Genomic DNA, 23188 nt, shown 5'->3' on the forward strand with positions numbered 1-23188 from the left:
AGCTTTCACCTCCAAATTTATATGCTTTTGTGATTATTCCATAATTCTATAAGCCTTTTGCTCATATTATCATCTTTTACACACAGTACATTTATCTCTTCTCTACCTAGTGGTTTTCCTAATTCATTTTTAGGAATATCCTCTATTAGTTGTACTGATTTTTCTTCCGAAATTTTTTTAAATTTCTTCTTAGTATTATCTGCGCATTCTTTTGACAATATTATAAGATAAATCTTTTCTCTTTTTATTGCCTCTTCACATTTATTGTAGCCTTCTATTAAGTTTCTTGATTTTTTCGTTAAACCTAAAAATTGATAAAACTTATTGTTCATCATTTATCTCTTCCTTTAGCTTTATAAAAACCTCTTCGTCTATATTTACTTCTAAATTTCTCTCTAATCTCTTGGCTTTTATAGCTTTTTCAAGGCAATCAATACTTTTGCAAATATAAGCTCCTCTGCCTGGCTTTTTACCTGTCATATCTATAGAGATTTCTCCATCTTTATTTCTTACAACTCGTATAAGTTGTTTTTTATCTTTCATTTCCATACAACCAGTGCACATTCTTTGAGGTACTTTTTTTACCTTCATAGTTATCACCTACTCTTGAATTTCTTCAACTATTAAAAGTTCTTCATCATTTTCTTCAATAATTTCTAAAGCTTGTGATTTGCTTTTTATGTCTATTTTCCAGCCAGTAAGTCTTGCTGCTAATCTTACATTTTGACCTTCTTTACCTATAGCTAATGATAGTTGATTGTCATCAACTACAACTTTTGCACTCTTAGTCTCTTCATCAACCTTCACTTCTAATATTTTAGCTGGACTTAAAGCATTGGCTATATTTTCTTCAGGTAATTTACTATATTTTATTATATCAATTTTTTCATTTTTAAGCTCATTTACAATGTTTTGCACTCTTATTCCTTTTGGTCCAACACAAGCACCCATTGCTTCTACATTGTCATCATTTGAATAAACTGCTATCTTAGTTCTTGAGCCTGCTTCTCTTGCTATGCTTTTTATTTCTACAATACCATTGTATATCTCTGGAACTTCTCTTTCGAATAATCTTTTAACTAAACCTGGATGAGTTCTTGAAACTATTATTTGAGGCCCTTTTGTGCCATTTTTAACTTCTACTATATATAAACTTAATTTTTCATTGAAGTTATATTGTTCACCTGGCATTTGTTCATTAGGTCCAAGTATAGCTTCTATTTTTCCTAAGTTTATAAATACATTACCTCTATCTTTTCTTATTATTGTTCCTGTAATTATATCAAATTCTTTTTCTTTGAATTCATTATATATAATAGTTCTTTCTGCTTCTTTAATTCTTTGAATAACAACTTGTTTTGCTGATTGAGCTGCTATTCTACCAAAGCTTCTAGGAGTAACCTCCATTTCAGCTATGTCCCCAATAGTATATCTTGGGCTTATTTCTTTTGCTTCTTCTAAAGATATTTCGCAAGTTTCATCATATACTTCTTCTACAACTTCTTTTTGAGCATATACGTGAGTTTCTCCTGACTCTCTATCCATTGTAACTTTTACATTTTGTCCGTTTACAGAAGAGTTCGCATAATTCTTCTTATACGCTGCAACTAACGCATCCTCTATTGTAGTAAATAATAAATCTTCACTTATTCCCTTTTCATTTACAATTTCTCTAAGCGCATCTATAAATTCTTCATTCATTTTTAGTTATCCTCCTTATAGCGATGGGTTTAAAGTAACTTGTGATACTTTTTCTCTTGGAATAACTATTTCTTCACCTGAAATTTCTATTACTAAATTTAAAGTATCAAATTTCTTTAATACACCTTCATATTTTTTCTTCCCATTTAATAATTTTTTCAAGTTAACTTTAACATCGTACCCTATGTATTTTTCAATATGTTTATCTGTAAATAATGTTCTAAATATTCCTGGTGATTGAACTTCTAAAGTATACTCATCTGTTATAGGGTCCTCTATATCTAAAACATCACTTAACTCTCTACTAACCTTTTCACATTCTGAAAGCGATATTCCTTTTTCGCTATCTATATAAACTCTAAATATATATTCGCCTGCTTCTTTTACATATTCTAGATGATACATTTCACATCCACTTTTCTCAACTATTGGCTGTGCTAATCCGTTAAGCTTTTCAACTAAAATACTATTTTCCATACATTAACCTCCTTTTAACTTTTTATGAAGTTATACTGTCTAACTTCACTTTTTATTATAGAATGCATAAATATATGATATGTTCTATTGTCTAATGAATTCCACTGAATTTACTTTTTATTATATGACAAAACGCAACCTTAAAGTGTTGCGTTTCAATAAATAGAGAGTAGGCATAACCTACTCTCCCAAAAGTACAATTATCTCAAATCACTAAACCTTAGTGTTAGTATATCATAAAAAACAATCTATTTCAAGGGAATTTAAATAGGTATACTCTTACACCTATTTTGCTCTATTTTTCTAAAATTAATAACAAATAATCAAATTTTTTTAAAATAAACTTAATTGATTGGTTTCTGGTAAATTTTCTAATGCACCATGATTATCTAAAGATTCTATAACAGTTTTAGAAACTGCACTTCTTTCTTTTAAATCCTGTTTAGAAAGAAATTCTCCATGTTCCCTAGCTTCCATAATACTTTTAGCAGCATTAACACCAACACCTTGTAATCCACTAAGTGGTATTCTTATATATTCACCTTCTATTAAAAATTTAGTTGCATGAGACACATATATATCTACTGGCAAAAATTTTATATTCCTTTTATACATTTCATAGGATAATTCTAATATTGTCATTAAACCTTTTTCTTTTGGTCCTACCTTATTACCAAGTTCAGCTATTTCATCCATTTTTGCCTTTATGGCTTCCTCTCCTTTTATAACAACATCTCCATCGAAATCATCAGCCCTTACAGTAAAATACGTTGCATAATATGCTTTAGGATAATAAACCTTATAATACGCAATTCTAACCGCCATCATAACATACGCTGCAGCATGGCCTTTAGGAAACATATATTTTATTTTTTTACAAGATCCAATATACCAATCTGGTACATTATTATCTCGCATTATTTGTTCATGTTCCTCTGAAAGCCCTTTTCCTTTTCTTACTTTTTCCATAATATTAAAGGCTATTTTAGGTGGCAACCCTTTATATATTAAATAAACCATAATATCATCCCTTGTTGATATACAGTCTTTTAGTGTAGTAAAACCTTCTTTAATATAATATTGAGCATTGTTAAGCCAAACATCTGTACCATGTGATAATCCAGATATTCTTACAAGATCTGAAAAAGTTTTAGGTTTAGTATCTAGTAGCATTTGTCTTACAAATTTAGTACCAAACTCTGGAATTCCATAACTACCAACTTCACATCCCAATTCCTCTACTGTTACTCCTAAGGCTTCTGGTGATGTAAATATACTTAAAACCTTAGGGTCTGAAAGTGGTATTGTTTGAGGGTCAAGACCTGTTATATCCTGAAGCATCCTTAATACAGTCGGATCGTCGTGACCTAGTATATCTAATTTCAGCAGCCTACCACTTATAGAGTGATAATCAAAATGAGTTGTTATTATATCGGAGTTAGGATCATCTGCTGGATGCTGTATAGGACAAAAATTATATATTTCGTTGTCGCTTGGAACTACCATTATACCACCTGGATGCTGTCCACTTGTCCTTTTAACTCCACTACATCCAATTGTCAATCTATCTATCTCTGCTGATTGAACATTAATCTCTTTTTCATCTAAATATTTTTTTACAAAGCCATATGCAGTTTTTTCTGCAATTGTTCCTATAGTACCTGCTTTAAAAGTATGCCCTTCTCCAAAAAGCACCTCAGTATATCTATGTATGTCTCCTTGGTTGTCACCGGAGAAGTTAAGGTCTATATCTGGCTCCTTATCTCCTTCAAAACCTAAGAAAGTTTCAAAAGGAATGTCATGTCCATCTCTAATATATGGAGTTCCACATTTCTCACAATTTTTTTCTGGCAAATCAACTCCAGAAGCTACTGAACCATCCATAAAAAACTCACTATGTTTACACTTTGGACAAACATAATGTGGCGGCAATCCATTAACTTCCGTTATATCTGTCATTGTAGCAACAAAAGAAGATCCTACCGATCCTCTAGACCCAACCAAATACCCATCTGATATTGACTTTGCAACTAATTTATGAGCTATAAGATAGAGCACCGCATATCCATTGTTAATTATAGAGTTTAACTCTTTGTCTAATCTCTTTTGTATTACTTCAGGTAAATCATCTCCGTATATCCTTTTTACATTTTTCATTGTCATATTTCTGATATCTTCATCAGCACCTTCAATTTTAGGTGGAAATGTTTCATCTGGAATTGGTTTTACCTCTTCAATCATATCTGCTATTTTATTTGGATTTTCTATTACTACCTCTCTAGCTTTATCCTCTCCTAAATATGAGAATTCCTTTAACATTTCTGTAGTAGTTTTAAAATATAGTGGTGGCTGGTTATCTGCATCTGAGAATCCTTGCCCTGCCATAAGTATCCTTCTAAAAACCTCATCATTAGGATGTAAAAAGTGCACATCACCTGTAGCTACAATTAATTTATTATATTTTTCTGCAAGTTTATAAATTTTACTGTTTATTTCTCTTAGCTGATTATCATCTTTAACTGTTCCATTTGCAATCAAAAATTTATTATTACCTATTGGCTGTATCTCTAAATAATCATAGAAATTCACTAGTTCCTCCATTTCTTCAAAAGATTTACCTTGTAATACCTCTTTATATATTTGACCCGCCTCACAAGCAGATCCAATTATAAGTCCTTCTCTAAACTGTTCTAAAAGACTTTTAGGTACCCTGGGCCTTCTATGAAAATATTCTAAATTAGATTTTGATATAACTTTATATAAATTTTTTATACCTACTTGATTTTTTGCAAGTATTATTATGTGATAAGTAACAGCCTTTTTTATATCAAAATTTCCTAAAAACTCTTTATTTAACTTATATACATCAAATATTTCCTTCTCTTTTAACATATCTAAACAATGTAGTAATATTTCTGCTGTTGCTTTTGCATCATCAACAGCTCTATGATGATTTTCTAAAGATATACCTATATGCTTACATATTGTATTTAACTTGTATCTTTTTAAATCTGGAAATAAAAATTTTGCTAAAGGAATAGTATCCATTATTGAATTTTTAAATTCTATTTTGATTTTTTTGCAATTAGCTTTTATAAAGGATGTATCAAAAGGAGCATTATGAGCTGCAACCATAGAATCTCCAACGAACTCTAAAAATTTAGGTAATACATTCTCTATAGAATCTGCATCTTTAACCATACCATTGGTTATTCCTGTAAGCTCTGTTATTTTATAAGGAATAGACCTATTAGGATTTACAAATTCATTAAATTTATCTACAATTTGATTATCTCTAATCTTAACTGCCCCGATTTCAATGATACAATCATTTTCACTAGAAAATCCTGTAGTTTCTAAATCAAATACTACGATATCTTCATTTAACTTCCTATTTTCATCAGCTATTATAATGGGTACTCCATCATCAACTAAATAGCCTTCCATCCCATATATAACTTTTATATCTTTTCCTTTAGATGCATTCATAGCTTCTGGAAATGCCTGTGCCACACCATGATCAGTTATTGCAATAGCCTTATGGCCCCATTTTATAGCTGTATTTATAAGTTTGGATGCTGATACCAATCCGTCCATTGAACTCATATTTGTATGTGCATGAAGTTCTACTCTTTTCTCTTCACTTATATCATTTCTTTCAATTCTAGCCATTTTGTACATATGTTTCCCCATAAGTACTATTTCTCTTGCATAAGTATCGTATATCACTTCACCACTAACTTTACAGTGTAGTCCTACCTTTAAATTTTCCAGAAGTTTTTCTAATTCTTGATTTTTAAGAAAGCATTTTACCATTATGGAACTAGTATAATCTGTAATACAAAACGTAGGTATAATTCTCCCTGTTTTTGTTTCTATTATTTCAACTTTAAATATATCGCCAATTATGGATACAAATCCAGAAGTTTGATCTAAGTCACAAATTTGTGTTGGTTCCGTTGTAACATGACGCCCAATAATTAAATTCTCATCATTAGCATCTTTAGAGTTATCAAATCTTGGCTTTCTGTAAGAATTTACGCTTCCATTATTATTTTGCATTGAAGATTTTGGTTTGCTGTTTTCTGTAGAATTGCTTTTATGCTCTATATTAGTATTTTTCATAACTTCTTGTATTATATTTACATTTTCTTCTTCTTTTTCTTTAAAATAATCCACCGTTACAGTATTATCATTAATTATTTTTATATGCCCATCTATACCATATACTTTTCTTAATGTGGATTTAATAGTTTGTTCCATATGTTTATTTTTTAATATATCACATATGAATTTATTAGAAATTTTTATTTTTACAGTATTATCTTCAACTTCTTTTTCACAACTTAATAAAGCAGTTCTCACTGTTGGATTTTTTACTGTAACATCATTTATAAGATCTGTCCAATACATAGTACATACTTCTTGTAAATTTGCAGCTTTTATATCTACATACCATATATACTCTATATTTTTAAATACTTTTAATGCCTTATAAAGTATTAGCTCTACCTTATCTTTTATATCTTCATTTAGTCCACTGTCACCACTTAAGTATATTATTAGTTTTTCCGTTTTTTTAAGGTACTGAATCCTCAGTACCTTAATTTTATAATCAGAAATATCCTTATTTTCATCTAAATGATCTTTTAAAAGTTCAACTAGGCTTTTATTCATATTTTATCCTCCTAGTCCTATAGTTTTTCGATCTCCTTCATTAACTCTGAAACAAGATCTTTTTCATCTACTTTTTTTATAATTTCACCTTTTTTAAATATTATTCCACAGCCTTTTCCACCAGCTATACCAATATCTGCTTCTCTTGCTTCTCCTGGTCCATTTACTACGCATCCCATAACTGCTACCTTTATGTTCTTATTAATTCCTGCAAGTAATCCTTCTACTTCGTTAGCAATTTTTATAAGATTTATTTCTGTTCTTCCACAGGTAGGACAGGATACAAATTTTATTCCTTCTTTAATATATCCTAAAGATTTTAAAATTTCTTTTCCAACTTTAACTTCTTCCTCAACATCTCCAGTAATAGATACTCTTAAAGTATCGCCTATTCCTTGTGCTAACAATGAACCTATTCCAACACTTGATTTAACAGTAGCTTTAAAAGGAGTTCCTGCCTCTGTTACACCTAAGTGCAATGGATAGTCAACCTTTTCTGACATCAATTTATAACTTTTTATCATTTCACCTACATCTGATGATTTGATAGATATAACTATATCATAAAAGTCCATATCTTCTAATATTTTCACATGTCCTAATGCACTTTCCACTAAAGCCTCCGCACAAGGTCTTTTATATTTTTCAAGAATATCTTTTTCTAAAGACCCTGAATTAACTCCAATTCTTATTGGTATTTTCTTTTCTTTAGCAACTTTTACAACTTCTCTAACCCTTTCTTCGCTTCCTATATTTCCTGGGTTAATTCTAAGTTTGGACACACCATTTTCCATAGCTTTAATTGCTAATTTATAATCAAAATGAATGTCTGCTACAAGAGGTATATTAATATGTTTTACAATCTCTTTAATAGCTTCTGCTGCTTTTATATCTGGAACTGCACATCTAACTATATCACATCCTGCTTTTTCAAGTCTTAATATTTGTTCTACAGTTGCTTTAACATCTCTTGTATCTGTATTAGTCATAGATTGAACTGCTATTTTAGCATCTCCACCAATTTCTATATTCCCTATTTGTATCTTTCTAGTTTCTCTTCTTATCATCTTAACCACTCCTAAAATTGAATAGGATTAACAATATCCTTCACAAGCATAAATATCATAAGCCCCATAAGTGCCATATATCCATAGTAATTTATTCTTGCAATAACTTCTTTATTAAACTCTCTTCGCGTTATTATTTGTAATATTAATATTAAAGTCCAACCACCATCTAATGCTGGAAATGGTATTATGTTAAATATAGCTAGTTGAATACTCAAGTATGCTCCTAAAAACATAAGGTTTGTAACACCTTGTCTTGCTACTGCAGTTGAAATCCTAATTATAGAAATAGGTCCACCAAAATCATCACTTGATATCTTCCCTTTGAATAACCTTCCAAAGAATTGAAAAGTTTGTTTTGTGAGACTTATTGTTTGATCAACACCATATTTAAAAGCTTCTCCAATTGTTGGAGTTTTCAATTCTGGATAAATACCTATTAAGAACTGATTTTCTTCTTTTGAAAATACTGGCTTTAAGTTTAAATTTTTATAATCGCCATTTCTTTCAATAGTAATTTTTAGTTCTTCACCCTCACTTAACATAACCTTTGTCGCAAAATCATTCCAAGTAGTTATTTTTTTATCGTCTACAAGTTTTATAATGTCTCCTTTTTCTACACCTGCAGTATATGCTGGGCTATCTTTTATTATATCACTTACAGTTGGAACATGGATACCTTCTACATTTCCAACAAAGCCAAATAAGAATATAGCTAAAAATATATTCATTATTGGCCCTGCTAAAACTATTGAAAGTTTTTGCCATGAATTTTTATTTGCATATGCCCTTGGATCTACAGTAGTTACTTCATCATCTTCTCCATACATTTTCACATAACCACCTATAGGTAAAAGACATATCTTATATTCTGTTTCTTTTCCTTTTATGCCAAAAAGCTTAGGTCCCATACCTATTGAAAATTCATCTACACGTACATCATTTATTTTTGCAAGTATAAAATGGCCAAATTCATGTACTACAACCAAAACTCCAAAAGCTATTATAGCCATAAGTATATGTCCTATATTTTCAAATAACACTCCCATACTAATTTATCTCCTATATACCAAATTTATTTTTAACATATTTTCTAACCTCTTTATCTGTAAGTATGACTTCTTCTAAAGTAGGATTTTTTATAAATTTTAATGTTTCCATACATTCTTTTAAAATTTCTTCTATTTGTAAATAACCAATTTTGCCACTTAGAAATAATTCTACTGCAATTTCATTAGCTCCATTCATTATTGCAGGCATGTTGCCGCCTTTTCTTCCTGCTTCATAAGCAAGTTTTAAACACCCAAAAGTGTCCATATCTGGTTTCTCAAAAGTTAATTGTCCTAATGTATAAAAATTTAATTTTTCAGTAACAGATGGTTTTCTTACTGGATAGTTCATTGCATATTGTATTGGTAATTTCATATCTGTACTTCCAAGCTGAGCTATAACACTTCCATCTATATACTCTACCATTGAATGAACTATACTTTGTGGATGAACTACCACCTCTATATCTTCATAATCAACACCAAATAAATAATGTGCTTCTATAACCTCTAATCCTTTATTTACTAACGTAGATGAATCTATAGATATCTTTTTACCCATGTTCCATTTAGGATGCTTTAATGCCTGTTCTGCTTTTATTGTAGTAAGTTCTTCTCTAGTTTTTCCTCTAAAAGGCCCCCCTGATGCCGTTAATAATATCTTGTTTATCTTTTGAGTTTCATTACCTTGTAGGCACTGAAATATAGCTCCATGCTCTGAATCTACTGGTAATATTTTAACATTATTTTCTTTAGCTTCTCTTATTACAATCTCACCTGCTACTACAAGAGTTTCTTTATTTGCAAGTGCAATATCTTTTTTAGCTCTTATAGCTTTTATAGTAGGTATAAGTCCTATCATACCTACAACTGATGTAACTACCATTTCTATTTCTTCTAATGTTGATATTTTGATTAATCCCTCTAATCCTTCATAAACTAATATATCTAATTCACGTTCTTCACAATATGCTTTTACTTTAATATAACTATCGTTATCCATCATGGCTACATATTTAGGTTTAAATTCATCTATTATATCTATAACCTTTTTATAACTGGTATTTGCAGATATACCTATTACATTAAACTCTTCATTTTCTTGTCTAACCACATCTAATGTCTGAGTTCCTATAGAGCCTGTAACCCCTAATATACTTATGTTTTTCAAAAAAATCGCTCCTTCTTCTAGCTATACTATATAATTTAAATTTATAGCCTTTTGTTAAAACTTGTTATAAACTTACCTTTTTAAAATTATACTATTATGCCATAATTTCTTCAAATATAAATTTATTTTGCGTTATAAATTTTATCAAAATCATATGACTTTTCAAAGACAAATTCATTACAAGTTATCACATATAATACTCCTGTAATCATTCCAATTATACCAAAATTTTTAGTGCCAATATATATTGCAAGAATTAGTGGTATTGGAGGAATATTTAGTTTGCAACTCATAAATTTTCCTTGAATTATTTGTGTAGTTAAAAACAATATAATATATAATGTTAATAGCCCTATAACTATAAAATGATTTTTTATATAGAAATAATATAATGTTAATGGAACAAACACTATAAAAGTTCCTATATAAGGAATTATATCTAATATTGCGCAAATAATACCTAAAGATATACAATTTTTTATAGATAGTATCTTAAACCCTATTATTACAATAATCATATTTATAAAAGCAGAGTAAATTATTATTTTTATTAATTTGCTCATTTCATAAAACTTCTTCCTAACTCTCATATAATTCTCTCTACCTATTAATTCAATTATAAATAGAGCTACTGATTTTATATCAGCTAAGACAAAATATGCTATTATATTTCCAACAAAATAAGTTAATAATCCATCCGTTGTGTGAATAGCACCTTTTTTCAATACTCCACTTTTTAGAAACTTCTCCATAGTATTTAAAATTCTATTTTTAGCATCCATATCATTTAAACTTTGAAAAGGTATTATTTTTTTATAAATTTCACTAATATATAATAACAATCCACTTAATTCATCATTTATAAAAGAGACACCTTTATCAAATAAAAATGTACCTATAAACAATAAAACAAGAAAGAAAAGGCAGTTTATAAAAACTATGCTAATAATAGCACTTGCCTTTTCTCCAAAAGTATCCCTTTTCCTTAACATTTTGTATAATGGTAGCGATACTAAGATTAAAGCAGTTGTCACCATAATAGGTCTTATATACTTTGTTATTATTATAGTTCCAATTATAAATAGTATAAGTAAAACAATAGAATAAAATAATTTTTTATATTTCAAACTCTACATCCCCATAAAAATTGTTATATAATAATATACTACAACTGATACAAAAAGTATGCTATCAAATCTATCTAATATTCCACCATGTCCAGGTATAAGATTACTATAATCCTTAATTTTCGCATGCCTTTTTATAGATGACGCTACAAAATCGCCTAACTGACCTACTATTCCTCCTAAAATTCCTATTATCGCATAATTATAAAGTGATATATTCACTCCAAATTTTTTTATTACATAACCATAGATAACGCAACCTAAAACACTACCAAATAGTCCACCAATTGCACCTTCAACCGTTTTTTTAGGACTAACTTTAGGAACCAATTTGTGCTTTCCCAAAGACCTTCCTGTGTAATATGCTAAAGTATCGCATCCCCAAGAAGATATAAATACTAACCATATTAAATATTGTCCATATTCTAACATGTTTATAAGTGGTAATAAACTAAAAAATATCGTTACATATAAAATACCAAACATTGTAGTTGCTACATCTATAAAATTATATTCTGTATTAAACACAGGTACAAACATAGTTATAAAAGTACCTAATACTAACATATATGAAACCATTTCAAAATTAAAACTTTCACCTAATGTAACAAAATACACTAAAGTTATTATATATCCTATAATGGAAATAGGTTTTAACTGGGATTTTTTACAAGCATTGTAAAACTCATAAAGTCCACACAGTGCTAAAACTAAAACAAAATATTTAAGTATAACTCCTCCTATTAGGAAGAATACTAGTGCCGGAGCTATCATAGCTGCACCAATGTACCTTTTATTCATAAAAATCTCCTTCCATTACTTTATATCACCAAATCTTCTATCCCTATTTTGATAATCATAAATAGCTCTTTCTAAATCTTTTTCACTAAAATCTGGCCACTTTATGTTAGAATACCAAAACTCTGAATATGCACTTTGCCATAATAGATAATTGCTCAATCTTTGCTCTCCACTTGGTCTTATTATTAAGTCTGGATCTGGCATACCTGCTGTGTATAAATTATTATTTACTAATTCTTCATTTATATTATCTATTGATATTTTTCCATCTAATAATTGCTTACATATTTCTTTTGTTGCTACTATAATTTCATCTCTTCCACCATAATTTAATGCAATATTTAATACAATACCTGTATTATTTTTTGTTTCTTCTTTTAACATATTTATTGCTTCTAAACTAGTATTAGGTAATTTATCTAAATCCCCTATTGTTTTTACTATTACATTGTTTTTCTTTAGGTCTTTACATTCCTTATGAGCAAATTCAATTATTAATTTCATAAGCGCACCGACTTCTTCCTTAGGTCTTTTCCAATTCTCCGTGGAAAAAGCATATAATGTTAAATATTTCACCCCTAAATCAGATGCCCTATTCAAAATTCTTTTTATAGTTTTCATACCTTCTCTATGACCAAGCATTCTAGCTAGTCCTCTATCTTTAGCCCATCTTCCATTTCCATCCATGATAATTGCTATATGTTTTGGTATATTATTACTATCTAAAATTATTTCTTCTTCTTTTTTTTCATTTCCCTTAAAAAAATTCAACATGTTTATCTCTCCATTCTAAATCTAAAAAGTAATTTCACTTTATTTTTTATCTATTGTTTCTTTTATATGATTCTAAGCTAACTATTTAAATTTTTCATTTTAAAATCTAAATATCCCAAAGATCCCTACAATCTTATATATATATCTAAATTCAATAGTTTATTTGGGATGAAAATATTTTTAGTTATTGAATAAATTTTAACTCAACCCTATATATCTATAAGATATGTTAAAGTAGAATTATAGTTAATAATAATTTTATCAAATATAAATAAAAAATAAAGATTTATTTATATTTAAGTTTTTAAAAATAGATTTAAAAATTTATTTTATATTATGCATTTTTAGTAATATAAATTCAAATTTAATTTTAAACCAATAAAAACCTGCATAAATGCAGGTTTTTATCTATTAATATAAAATTAAATTGACATAACTTCTTTTTCTTTTGCTGCAACAATTGTATCTATTTCTTTTACATATTTGTCAGTTTCCTTCTGAATGCTATCTTCTGACTTTTTAGCTTCATCCTCAGTAATTTCTCCGTCTTTTTTAAGGGCTTTTATTTTATCATTAGCATCTCTTCTTATAGCTCTAACTGCAACTTTTCCATCTTCGCCAACCTTTTTTATATTTTTAACAAGATTTTTTCTTGTCTCTTCTGTTAGCTCAGGAATCATTAATCTTATAACCGCACCATCGCTAGTCGGATTTAATCCTAAATCTGATTTTAAAATAGCTTTTTCAATATCTTTTAAAGAACTTTTATCCCATGGCTGTATTAAAAGTACTCTCGCTTCTGGAGCAGATATATTAGCTACTTGGTTTAGCGGAATCATGCTACCATAGCATTCAACTTCTATTCTGTCCAACATTTTTGGATTTGCTCTTCCAGCTTTCATTGTTGATAATTCACCTTTTAAAACTGTAAGAGTCTTTGTCATTTTTTCATCAGCATTTTTTATTATTTCTTTAACCATACAATAAACTACCTCCAAAAATTATTTATTACAAGATACTTTAGATACTAGAGTACCAATTTTTTCACCTTTTACAGCTTTAATTATATTTTCTGGTTTATCTAATCCAAATACTAATATTGGAATATCATTATCCATACATAGTGATGTTGCTGTAGTATCCATAACTTGAAGACCTTTTTCTATAACATCAAAATAGCTTAAGTTATTAAATTTAACAGCATCATTATATTTATATGGATCTTTATCATAAACCCCATCTACTTTTTTTGCTAATAATATTACATCTGCTTCTATTTCTGCAGCTCTTAAAGCTGCTGTAGTATCTGTTGAAAAATATGGATTTCCAGTACCCGCTGCAAATATCACTACTCTTCCTTTTTCTAAGTGTCTCATGGCTCTTCTTCTTATATAAGGTTCAGCAATTTCTTTCATTTCAATAGCTGTCTGTACTCTTGTGTGTACTCCAGCACTCTCTAATGAATCTTGAAGTGCTAATGCATTTATACATGTTGCTAACATACCCATATAATCCGCAGTTGTTCTATCCATATCTTCACCTTGTCTTCCACGCCAGATATTTCCTCCACCAACTACAGCTCCAACTTCAACACCCATTTCTACTAATTTTTTAATTTGTAAAGCTATTTCACTAGCTATATCAAAATCTATACCATATCCCTTATCAGCAGCTAAAGCCTCACCTGAAAGTTTAAGCATTACTCTTTTATATTTTGCAGCTTCCATATATATTGTACCTCCAAATTATTATAATTCCATCAAAAATTTGTAAATTTATATGTTTATTTTAAAAAAAGAGAACACAGAGGTTCTCTTTTATTTTTTATTATTTACCTTGCATTTTTGCAACTTCTTCTGCAAAGTTATCTTCTTTTTTCTCGATTCCTTCTCCTCTTTCGAATCTAGCGAATCTAGTAATTTTTATGTCAGCACCTATTTTCTTAGACTCTTCTTGAAGATATTTAGTTATTGTATAGTCAGGATTTTTAACCCAAACTTGATCAACTAAGCAAACTTCTTTTAAGTATTTTTTAACTCTTCCGTCAACCATTTTTTCTACTATTTTTTCTGGTTTGCCTTCATTTAAAGCTTGAACTCTATAAATTTCTTTTTCTTTTTCTATAGTTTCATGATCAACAGCTGTTTCATCTAAGAATAATGGGTTTGCAGCAGCAACTTGCATAGCAACATCTTTTCCAACTTGAGCTACAGTTTCATCTTGTTTATCACAAGCAACTTCAACCATAACAGCTATTCTTCCGCCACCATGTATATAGCTTTGAAGCATTCCATTTTCTACGCTAAATCTTTTAAATCTTCTTACAGACATATTTTCTCCGATTTTAGCTATTAATGCTGTTAATGTATCTTTTATAGTAGAAGCTTCATCTTCTATGTATTTTTCTTCTATTAGTTCTTCTACAGTAGTAACATTTGAATAAGTTATTTGCTTAGCTATGTTTTTAGCTAGTTTAACAAACTCTTCATTAGCTGCAACGAAATCTGTTTCACAGTTTAATTCTACTATAGCACCTTTTTTATTATCTTCTGAAATATAAGTAACAACTAGTCCTTCAGCTGCTATTCTTCCTGCTTTTTTAGCAGCTGCAGCTAACCCTTTTTCTCTTAATATTTCTATTGCTTTATCCATATCTCCATTAGTTTCACTTAAAGCTCTTTTGCAGTCCATCATTCCTGCACCAGTTCTTTCTCTAAGTTCTTTAACCATGCTTGCAGTTATCATTTATAACTCCTCCTACTCTTAACTAATTTAAAAGGTAAATGAAAGTTATTTTCACTTACCTTTTAAATTTATTTACTCTACTAACATTTTTTATTCTAAAATGTCAATTATTCAAGGTAAAATAAAATTACTCAGCTAATTGTTCACCTTGTCTTGCTTCGATTATAGCATCGCTTAATCTCTCAGTTATTAGTTTTACCGCTCTTATAGCATCATCATTTCCTGGGATTACATAATCAACTTCATCTGGATCACAGTTTGTGTCAACTATAGCAACAACAGGTATTCCTAATATTTTTGCTTCTGATATAGCATTTTTTTCTTTTCTTGGATCTACAACAAATAATGCTCCTATATTATTAGCATCCATGTTTCTGATTCCGCCTAAGTTTTTCTCTAGTTTTTCTCTCTCATTTTTTAATAGAGTAACTTCTTTCTTAGGTAAAACGTCAAAAGTTCCATCTTCTTCCATGTTATCTAATTCTTCTAATCTTCCGATTCTAGTTTTGATAGTTGTGAAGTTTGTTAACATTCCACCTAACCATCTATTATTTACGAAGTGCATTCCTGATCTTATTGCCTCTTCTTTAATAGCTTCTTGAGCTTGTTTTTTAGTTCCAACGAAAAGTACATCTTTTCCTTCTTCTGATACTGATTTTAAGAAATCATAAGCTTCATCGATTTTTTTAACTGTTTTTTGTAAGTCGATGATATATATTCCGTTTCTTTCTGTGAATATATATGGAGCCATTTTAGGGTTCCATCTTCTTGTTTGGTGTCCAAAATGTACACCAGCTTCTAATAATTGTTTCATTGATATTACTGCCATTTTTAAATTCCCTCCTGGTTTTTCCTCCATTGCCCTCATTTTTTCTAAAAAACCTTCAAAATAAGGCACCTTTCTAGAAAATACAGCAATGTGCGTATTCTTACCTGTGTTAGTATATCATAATACTAAACAGTATTCAATATAAAATTTCACTTCATTTAAAAGTATTTTTAATTATAAATTAACATTATTATTATATCCAAATAAATACTTTAATAAACGTATTTTTATTTTTAGCTTCTATTTAATGGTATTAATTTCAATATAATACAGCATATGATTAAAAAAAATAGAGCATAATGCTCTATTTTAATTTATCCAATTCTTCTATTAACTTCTCATTAAGTATTTTTATATGAGTACCTTTCATACCTAAAGATCTTGATTCAATAACTCCAGCACTTTCAAATTTTCTTAATGCATTTACTATAACTGATCTAGTTATTCCAACTTTATCAGCTATTTTAGAAGCTACTAACAGACCTTCATATCCGTCTAACTCATTAAATATATGTTCTACAGCTTCTAATTCTGAATAAGAAAGTGTTCCTATTGCTAATTGAACTATAGCTTTCTTTCTTGCTTCTTCTTCTATTTCTTCATTTTTAGCTCTTAATATTTCCATACCTACTATAGTTGCACTATATTCAGCAATGACTAAATCTTCTTCAAAGAATTCTTTATTAAATCTAGCTAATAATAAAGTTCCTAATCTTTCTCTATTTCCATTTATAGGTACTATAGTAGAAAGTTTTCCTTCAATTTCACAATCTTTTTCTCCTTCAAATACGCAAATTCCTTTGCTTGAAAGATTAGCTCTTGTTTCATCTACACCTAAAAGTCTTTCATTATAATCTTCTGGGAATCTCATGTTGTTCACAACATGATCTTTAACAGTTTCACACTCAAATCCTCCAGCAAAATTATATCCTAAAACTTTTCCTTTTCTGCTTATAACATATACGTTACAATCTAATACTTCGCTTAATAAATTACATATCTCATCAAAAACTACTGGTTCTGTTCCTGACTTTTGTAAAATTTTATTTAATCTTCTTGTTTTATCTAATAGCGACACTTCTACTTCTCCTCCTTTATAAACACTAGTTTATATTCTTTCTTGTTTCTACTCCCACAAATCAATCTACTACAAATAAGCTGTCACCCGAAACATTTCTTGCAATTTTTAGGTAATTAAAAATTTTTTGAATTGTTTATGATACTAATTATCATATCATATCATTTTTAAAATTTCAATGTTTTTTTACCTATTTCGACAAATATATTATTTTTTTGTAAATTTATATATTTATAGAAATATTAAATTAAAATTAAGTATATAATAAATTTTAAAGCAATTAATTTAATTTTTTTTATGTAATTATTATTATTTTACTATATTTTTAATAAAATATACTTGAAATTTTTTCATGTTTCAAAAATTATGTAATATCTAAAGTATATAGCATATAGATTTTGCTATATACTTTTTTAATAAAAAATTATAGCAAAATCTAATTAATTTGTAGCGCTTATAATAAATATTAATTAAGAATGATTTTATTTAAATAATATATTTCTATTTTATTTTACCAACTCAAGCATTATAAAACTTTTTAACGAATTTGTAAAGTTTTTTGTTTTTCACAACAATTAATATTTAGTTTTCTTCTTCTTTTGCTTCTTCTTTTAGCTCTTTTCTATATTTGCATTCTTTATTTGCACATTCTAAATAGTTTCCTTTAGTTTTAGTATATCTTTTAACTAAAATATCATTACATTCTGGACATTTTTCCCCAGATGGTTCAAACCAACTCACGAAATCACATTCTGGATATCCACTGCATCCATAAAAAGTTCTTCCTTTTCTACTTCTTTTTTCCAGTATTTTCTTTCCACATTTAGGACATGGTACATCTAATTCTTTTGCTATTGGTTTAGTATTTTCACATTCTGGATATCCAGGACATGCTAAGAAATCTCCAAATCTACCATGTTTTACAACCATCAATCTTCCACATTTATCACATGGTATATCTGTTACTTTATCTTCTATTGTTATTTTAGCTATTTCTTTCTCAGCTATTTCTATAGCTTCTTTTAATGGTGTAAAAAATTCATCAACAATTTTTTTCCACTCAGCAGTACCTTCTTCTACATTATCAAGTTTACTTTCCATTTCTGCTGTAAATTCCACATCTACAATCTGCTTGAAATACTCGGAAATTAAATTATTAACTATATGACCTAATTCTGTAGGATCCAACACCTTTTTATTTCTTTCAATATACTTTCTATCTAATAATGTTGATATTGTAGGTGCGTAAGTACTCGGTCTTCCTATTCCATTTTCTTCTAACGTTTTAACTAATGATGCCTCGGAAAATTTTGGAGGCGGTTGAGTAAAATGTTGTTTTCCTTCAGTATTGTTTTCTTTTAATTCATCACCTGATTTTAAATCTGGTATTTTAAGTGTTTTACTTTCTTCATCGGATTCACTTTTATAAACTTTAGTAAATCCATCAAATTTTACAACTGATCCACTAGCTTTAAAAGTATAATCATTATTATTAATATTTATTGATGTACTATTTAATATACAAGAAGCCATTTGACTAGCCATAAATCTATTCCATATTAAAGAATATAATTTAAATTGAGTATCTTTTAATGTTTGTTTAGCAATTTCAGGTGTTATCTCAACATTACTTGGTCTTATAGCTTCATGTGCATCTTGGCTATTTTTTTTACCCTTATAAACTCTTTTTACATCTGGAATATACTCATTTCCAAAAGTATCTTTGATATATTGTTTTGAAGCCTCTTGAGCTTCATCAGATACTCTAACAGAATCTGTTCTCATATATGTTATTAATCCTACAGTCCCAAAACCTTTTATTTCTATACCTTCATATAATTCTTGTGCCACTGACATTGTCTTTTTAGTAGAAAAATTTAATTTTCTATAAGCCTCCTGTTGCAATGTACTTGTAGTAAATGGTGGTAATGGATTTTTATTTTTTTCTGTATTTTTAATATTTCCAACTACAAAATTACCTTGTTTTAATTCTTTTATTATTGCATCATTTTCTTCTTTTGATGATATTTCTATTTTTTTACCTTTTTTATTGTGTAATTTAATTGAAAACTTCTCTTTTAGAGAATTTTTATAAACTTCACATTCTATAGACCAATATTCTTTCGGTATAAATTCCTTTATCTCTTTTTCTCTATCACAAATTATTTTAAGTGCTACTGACTGAACTCTTCCTGCACTTAATCCCCATCTTACTTTTCTCCATAATATAGGGCTTATCTTATATCCTACCAATCTATCTAAAACTCTTCTTGCTTGCTGAGCATCAAATACATTTTCATTTATTAATCTAGGATTCTTTATTGCAGATTTTACAGCATTTTTAGTAACTTCATTAAATTCTATTCTGCATTTTTCACTTCCATCAATCTTTAATATATTAGCTAAATGCCAAGAAATAGCTTCACCCTCTCTATCAGGGTCAGTTGCAAGATAAACTTTTTCACTTTTTTTAGCTTCTTTTTTTAATTTTTTTATTAATTCACCTTTTCCTCTAATAGTAATATATTTAGGTTCATAATTATTCTCTATATCAACGCCTAATTGGCTTTTTGGTAAATCTCTAATATGTCCCATAGAAGCTTCAACTACGTAATTTTTTCCTAAATATTTTTTTATGGTCTTCGCTTTAGCTGGTGACTCAACTATAACTAGTTTTTGACCCATCGTATCCCCTCCAGTAATTTCGTCATTATTTAATTTAACATTATACTACTTTAATTTAATATATTAAAACAAGCTAAAACTTTAACTTACATATTAACTTAAAATGTTTATTTGTAGTTTAAAAAGTTATTCAATTGAAAACTTTACAAGCTTGCCATCACTCTTTTAAGAATCAAAATCTTACATGTATAACTTAAGAAACAATTTTGTATTCCTATAATAGTTATTCATATTAAATATTTATGTGTAAAAATGTTATTTTATATACTCTTATTTACCTTAACATAATAATTGCCATTTAAACAACATATTTCTTCTCGTAGTTGCATTTCAAATAATACCCCATACAATTGAGTTATGTCAATATTAGAACTTCTTGCTATTTCGTCAACATGCATTGGTTCACTGGTTAAAATCTCGTATATTCTATCACATATCTCACTATAACTTTTCCTAACATTTTTATTTGCATTATAAGTTTTTTCAATTTCTAATAAATTTATAATATCTTCTACACTTGTAAATGGATATGCACCATCTTTTATTAATTTATTTGTACCTTTATTTTGCTCTAAAAATATGGATGCAGGTACTGCCATAATATCTTTTCCTTGTTCCAATGCCCAATTAGCTGTTATTAAAGATCCACTCTTTTCACTAGCTTCTACAATTATTATCAAATTAGAAAGTCCACTTATTATTCTATTTCGAAGAGGAAATCTAAACCTTTCTGGTGGTGCATCAGGTGAAAACTCTGATAATATACATCCCTGGTTTTCAATAATTTTTTTATATAAATTTTTATGTTCTTTAGGATATATAACATCTATGCCACAACCTAGAACCCCGCAAGTATATATTCCATTTTCTATTGATCCTTTATGTGCTTCTCCATCTATTCCTCTTGCAAGTCCACTTATTATTTGAACATTAGTATCTTTAAGTTCTCTACAAATAATTTCCACTATGTTTTTCCCATAATAACTAGCTCTTCTAGAACCAACAATAGCGATTTTTTTATCATTATTATTTAATTTGTCTATATTCCCTTTATAAAATAGTCCATAAGGCATCTCATTTATATTTAACAAGCTCTTAGGATATTTAGTATCCTTTATATTTAAAAAACTTATACCTTCCCTCTCACATAGTTCTTGAAGGTTATATAACCTTTCTTCACTATAAGTTCTTAAAAGGGTTTCTACAAGTCTATTTTTTCTATTACTATTTTCTTTCATAAAATTATAAATATTTTTTTCATCTTTAAGTTCTTTTAAAAGTTCTAGTTTTATACTATTTTTTATAGGGGCTATAGCTAACCAAATCTTATACTTATCGTACATATTTAATTCTCCCTTTATATAATTTCACTATTTATAAATTTTCTATAATTCAGTGCTTCGATTATATGTTTTTCTTCAATATTTTCTTTACCTTCTATATCTGCTATAGTTCTACTTACTTTTAAAATTCTACTGTACACCCTTGTACTTAAATGAAATTTATTAAAAGCTAATTCTAGTATTTTACTTGTCTTATTATTTATTTGACAATATTTTTTTATATGTTTTTGTTTCATTTCAGAATTACTCTTTATGTTTTCACTTTTAAATCTTTCTACTTGTATTGTTCGTGCATTTTCAACCCTTTCACGTATTTCTTTTGAACTTTCTTTTTTTATATTACAATTTATCTCTCCATAGGATAAAGGATTAACTTGTGTGAATATGTCTATTCTATCTAGAAGTGGTCCCGATAATTTTCCAATATATCTTTTTATTTCATAATCACTACATCTACAAGGCTTTATATTGGTTCCATAAAATCCACAGGGACATGGATTTAATGCAGCAACTAACATAAAACTAGATGGATAGGAAACTGTTCCTGCATTTCTAGTTATTTTAATTGTTCTATCTTCTAAAGGTTGTCTTAACATCTGTAATAAACTTTTTTTAAACTCTAATATTTCATCTAAAAATAACACTCCATTATGGGCTAATGAAATTTCACCAGGCATTAGATTCCTTCCACCACCAACAAGAGCTACTTCTGTTATAGTATTATGCGGACTTCTAAAAGGTCTTCTTTGTATAAGTCCGCCTTCATAATTCACACCCTCGTGAACGCTATATATTTTTGTGACATCTAAAGCCTCTTCATAAGTCAAATTAGGTAATATTGATGTTATTCTTTCTGCTAACATTGTTTTACCAGACCCTGGAGCACCATGCATTAATATATTATGCCCTCCTGCAGCAGCCACTTCCAAAGCTCTTTTTGCCGCTTCTTGTCCTATAACTTCTGAAAAATCTCTAGAACTTTCTTTTGCTATTTCTTTTACCTCTTCATAGTGATATGACGGCATATCTTTATGCAATAAAAACCCCACTGCTTGCTTCAAGCTATTTAGTGGATAAATTTGTATACCCTTTATCATTGAACAATCAACATAATTGTCATAAGGAATTAATAACTTTTTAAATCCTTTTTTACTTCCTTCAATAGTTATTGGTAAAACACCCTTAACTTTTTTTAGTTTTCCAGATAAAGATAATTCGCCCATTACCAAGTACTGATCCATACTTTCTATCTCTATTTGCTTACTCGCTATTAATATACCTATAGCTATAGGCAAATCAAATATAGTACCTTCTTTTTTTAAATCAGCAGGTGCTAAATTTATAGTTATCCTATTATTAGGAAATTTATATCCTGAATTAATTATTGCAGCTCTAACCCTATCCTTCGCCTCTTTTACAGAAGTATCTGCCATACCAACTATATTAAATGATGGTATTCCTCTTGAAATATCTATTTCTACAGATATAATAATTCCTTCTACTCCTAAAAATGTGGCACAGGATAATTGTATAGCCATATTTATCCCTCCTTATTGTTTTCATGTTAATTGTTGACAGGTTCCTATGATAATAAACATTTTCAAATCTAATTTGTTTATTATAGTTATACTTGTCAATAATGAAAATATATTTGTTTTGGTTTT

Annotated in this window: 19 protein-coding genes; all 19 read right to left on the reverse strand. The window is 28.6% G+C overall.

The genetic code is table 11. The features are described from left to right. Positions 1-17: 17 nt before the first annotated feature. On the reverse strand, positions 18-335 hold the full coding sequence (locus tag AZI32_RS06330; RefSeq protein WP_345968954.1) for a ribosomal L7Ae/L30e/S12e/Gadd45 family protein: 318 nt from the start codon (positions 333-335) through the stop codon (positions 18-20). After that, positions 322-591 carry a YlxR family protein gene (locus AZI32_RS06335; RefSeq protein ID WP_061995028.1) on the reverse strand — a complete coding sequence of 90 codons (270 nt, stop codon included), beginning with the start codon at positions 589-591 and terminating at the stop codon, positions 322-324. Before AZI32_RS06335 ends, AZI32_RS06330 begins: the two co-directional genes overlap by 14 nt. Positions 592-600: 9 nt before the next feature. Beyond that, positions 601-1701 (reverse strand): transcription termination factor NusA, encoded by a 1101-nt coding sequence (gene nusA, locus AZI32_RS06340; RefSeq protein ID WP_061995029.1) that lies wholly within the window; start codon positions 1699-1701, stop codon positions 601-603. Positions 1702-1716: 15 nt separating this feature from the next. Next, positions 1717-2178, reverse strand: coding sequence for a ribosome maturation factor RimP (rimP, locus tag AZI32_RS06345; RefSeq protein WP_061995030.1), 462 nt, complete (start codon positions 2176-2178; stop codon positions 1717-1719). A 333-nt stretch (positions 2179-2511) separates the two neighbouring features. Next, positions 2512-6855: a PolC-type DNA polymerase III gene (locus AZI32_RS06350; RefSeq protein ID WP_061995031.1), complete on the reverse strand. Its 4344-nt coding sequence runs from the start codon at positions 6853-6855 to the stop codon at positions 2512-2514. A 17-nt stretch (positions 6856-6872) separates the two neighbouring features. Beyond that, entirely contained in the window at positions 6873-7922 is a 1050-nt protein-coding gene (ispG, locus tag AZI32_RS06355) for a flavodoxin-dependent (E)-4-hydroxy-3-methylbut-2-enyl-diphosphate synthase (protein WP_061995032.1), read from the reverse strand. 11 nt (positions 7923-7933) lie between these two features. Continuing rightward, a complete protein-coding gene (gene rseP, locus AZI32_RS06360; RefSeq protein ID WP_061995033.1) occupies positions 7934-8971 on the reverse strand; it encodes an RIP metalloprotease RseP in 1038 nt (345 codons plus the stop codon). Positions 8972-8984: 13 nt separating this feature from the next. Beyond that, a complete protein-coding gene (locus tag AZI32_RS06365) occupies positions 8985-10142 on the reverse strand; it encodes a 1-deoxy-D-xylulose-5-phosphate reductoisomerase (RefSeq protein WP_061995034.1) in 1158 nt (385 codons plus the stop codon). A 122-nt stretch (positions 10143-10264) separates the two neighbouring features. Next, positions 10265-11269, reverse strand: a complete 1005-nt coding sequence (locus AZI32_RS06370) for an AI-2E family transporter (RefSeq protein WP_061995035.1) — start codon at positions 11267-11269, stop codon at positions 10265-10267. Between the two features lie 3 nt (positions 11270-11272). Next, complete coding sequence (locus AZI32_RS06375) at positions 11273-12070, reverse strand: phosphatidate cytidylyltransferase (RefSeq protein WP_061995036.1); 798 nt, start codon at positions 12068-12070, stop codon at positions 11273-11275. 15 nt (positions 12071-12085) lie between these two features. Beyond that, positions 12086-12844, reverse strand: coding sequence for an isoprenyl transferase (locus AZI32_RS06380; RefSeq protein WP_061995037.1), 759 nt, complete (start codon positions 12842-12844; stop codon positions 12086-12088). A gap of 422 nt (positions 12845-13266) precedes the next feature. Continuing rightward, positions 13267-13824, reverse strand: coding sequence for a ribosome recycling factor (frr, locus tag AZI32_RS06385; protein WP_061995038.1), 558 nt, complete (start codon positions 13822-13824; stop codon positions 13267-13269). A 21-nt stretch (positions 13825-13845) separates the two neighbouring features. Then, the gene (pyrH, locus tag AZI32_RS06390) at positions 13846-14571 is read right to left on the reverse strand and encodes a UMP kinase (protein WP_061995039.1); all 726 of its coding nucleotides are present in this window, start codon (positions 14569-14571) and stop codon (positions 13846-13848) included. Between the two features lie 100 nt (positions 14572-14671). Further along, the gene (gene tsf / locus AZI32_RS06395; protein WP_061995040.1) at positions 14672-15589 is read right to left on the reverse strand and encodes a translation elongation factor Ts; all 918 of its coding nucleotides are present in this window, start codon (positions 15587-15589) and stop codon (positions 14672-14674) included. 127 nt (positions 15590-15716) lie between these two features. Then, positions 15717-16418: a 30S ribosomal protein S2 gene (gene rpsB, locus AZI32_RS06400; RefSeq protein ID WP_061995092.1), complete on the reverse strand. Its 702-nt coding sequence runs from the start codon at positions 16416-16418 to the stop codon at positions 15717-15719. 304 nt (positions 16419-16722) lie between these two features. Then, positions 16723-17496 (reverse strand): GTP-sensing pleiotropic transcriptional regulator CodY, encoded by a 774-nt coding sequence (codY, locus tag AZI32_RS06405; RefSeq protein ID WP_010292762.1) that lies wholly within the window; start codon positions 17494-17496, stop codon positions 16723-16725. 582 nt (positions 17497-18078) lie between these two features. After that, entirely contained in the window at positions 18079-20181 is a 2103-nt protein-coding gene (topA, locus tag AZI32_RS06410) for a type I DNA topoisomerase (RefSeq protein WP_061995041.1), read from the reverse strand. A 260-nt stretch (positions 20182-20441) separates the two neighbouring features. After that, the gene (gene dprA / locus AZI32_RS06415) at positions 20442-21524 is read right to left on the reverse strand and encodes a DNA-processing protein DprA (RefSeq protein ID WP_061995042.1); all 1083 of its coding nucleotides are present in this window, start codon (positions 21522-21524) and stop codon (positions 20442-20444) included. 14 nt (positions 21525-21538) lie between these two features. After that, a complete protein-coding gene (locus AZI32_RS06420; protein WP_061995043.1) occupies positions 21539-23062 on the reverse strand; it encodes a YifB family Mg chelatase-like AAA ATPase in 1524 nt (507 codons plus the stop codon). Positions 23063-23188 lie beyond the last annotated feature (126 nt).

The sequence above is a fragment of the Clostridium sp. ATCC 25772 genome (assembly GCF_001573875.1).
GTDB lineage: Bacteria > Bacillota > Clostridia > Clostridiales > Clostridiaceae > Clostridium_J > Clostridium_J senegalense.

What these genes read in the sequence shown, in the direction of transcription:
- rpsB (WP_061995092.1), bottom strand. Translation starts at nt 16,418, where the DNA reads ATGGCAGTAATATCAATGAAACAATTATTAGAAGCTGGTGTACATTTT.
- AZI32_RS06335 (WP_061995028.1), bottom strand. Translation starts at nt 591, where the DNA reads ATGAAGGTAAAAAAAGTACCTCAAAGAATGTGCACTGGTTGTATGGAA.
- nusA (WP_061995029.1), bottom strand. Translation starts at nt 1,701, where the DNA reads ATGAATGAAGAATTTATAGATGCGCTTAGAGAAATTGTAAATGAAAAG.
- frr (WP_061995038.1), bottom strand. Translation starts at nt 13,824, where the DNA reads ATGGTTAAAGAAATAATAAAAAATGCTGATGAAAAAATGACAAAGACT.
- AZI32_RS06375 (WP_061995036.1), bottom strand. Translation starts at nt 12,070, where the DNA reads ATGAATAAAAGGTACATTGGTGCAGCTATGATAGCTCCGGCACTAGTA.
- AZI32_RS06330 (WP_345968954.1), bottom strand. Translation starts at nt 335, where the DNA reads ATGATGAACAATAAGTTTTATCAATTTTTAGGTTTAACGAAAAAATCA.
- dprA (WP_061995042.1), bottom strand. Translation starts at nt 21,524, where the DNA reads ATGTACGATAAGTATAAGATTTGGTTAGCTATAGCCCCTATAAAAAAT.
- ispG (WP_061995032.1), bottom strand. Translation starts at nt 7,922, where the DNA reads ATGATAAGAAGAGAAACTAGAAAGATACAAATAGGGAATATAGAAATT.
- AZI32_RS06350 (WP_061995031.1), bottom strand. Translation starts at nt 6,855, where the DNA reads ATGAATAAAAGCCTAGTTGAACTTTTAAAAGATCATTTAGATGAAAAT.
- tsf (WP_061995040.1), bottom strand. Translation starts at nt 15,589, where the DNA reads ATGATAACTGCAAGCATGGTTAAAGAACTTAGAGAAAGAACTGGTGCA.
- rimP (WP_061995030.1), bottom strand. Translation starts at nt 2,178, where the DNA reads ATGGAAAATAGTATTTTAGTTGAAAAGCTTAACGGATTAGCACAGCCA.
- AZI32_RS06380 (WP_061995037.1), bottom strand. Translation starts at nt 12,844, where the DNA reads ATGTTGAATTTTTTTAAGGGAAATGAAAAAAAAGAAGAAGAAATAATT.
- pyrH (WP_061995039.1), bottom strand. Translation starts at nt 14,571, where the DNA reads ATGGAAGCTGCAAAATATAAAAGAGTAATGCTTAAACTTTCAGGTGAG.
- rseP (WP_061995033.1), bottom strand. Translation starts at nt 8,971, where the DNA reads ATGGGAGTGTTATTTGAAAATATAGGACATATACTTATGGCTATAATA.
- AZI32_RS06420 (WP_061995043.1), bottom strand. Translation starts at nt 23,062, where the DNA reads ATGGCTATACAATTATCCTGTGCCACATTTTTAGGAGTAGAAGGAATT.
- topA (WP_061995041.1), bottom strand. Translation starts at nt 20,181, where the DNA reads ATGGGTCAAAAACTAGTTATAGTTGAGTCACCAGCTAAAGCGAAGACC.